This is a genomic window from Neisseria sp. P0020.S003 (assembly GCF_051957095.1).
Classification (GTDB): domain Bacteria; phylum Pseudomonadota; class Gammaproteobacteria; order Burkholderiales; family Neisseriaceae; genus Neisseria; species Neisseria subflava.
In genome coordinates this window covers 1-443 of sequence record NZ_JBQCWU010000077.1, presented here as the reverse complement: position 1 = coordinate 443, position 443 = coordinate 1, and the positions used below count along the sequence as shown (strand labels likewise).

Annotated in this window: 1 protein-coding gene; it reads right to left on the bottom strand. The window is 49.0% G+C overall.

Annotated features, from left to right (window positions below):
* Window positions 1-59: 59 nt before the first annotated feature.
* On the bottom strand, window positions 60-443 hold a 384-nt coding region (locus tag ACTHTQ_RS11400; RefSeq protein ID WP_440363979.1), incomplete at its 5' end, for a hypothetical protein.

Here is a 443-nt window from a genome sequence, read left to right as displayed (position 1 = left end):
GCTTATCAGAGTGGCCACACTAAGGTTTTGCGGGCACAGAAAAGTGGGGTTTCAACTATTTAAACCCGTTTGCCAATCCTTAAAGTTCCCTTTAAACCCTCCTTTCCACTTTTAGTTTTTTTCCCGGTTTCTTTGTCATCAGTTCCCATTTTTTTTCCCAACTCCAATTCCATCAGGCTCTCCTCCCCTCTCCTTCCTCCAACTACCCGCAACCCCCTTTTACTTTCAAACCATTCAAAAACCCTTCTGAACTTGGTTGCACCCTTTTTCGGCCGGTTTTTTTCCTCTTTTCCACCTGCCCTTCCCTTCTTCCCCTGGCTACAAACCCCCCCTCCCGCGAATTCCTCATCCCCTTCCTCCAAAGCTTTGGTTCGGTCCAAGAACGCCCCGGCCTTTACACACGCACCTACAGCACGACCCACACTTGCCAAGAAGTCATAGAC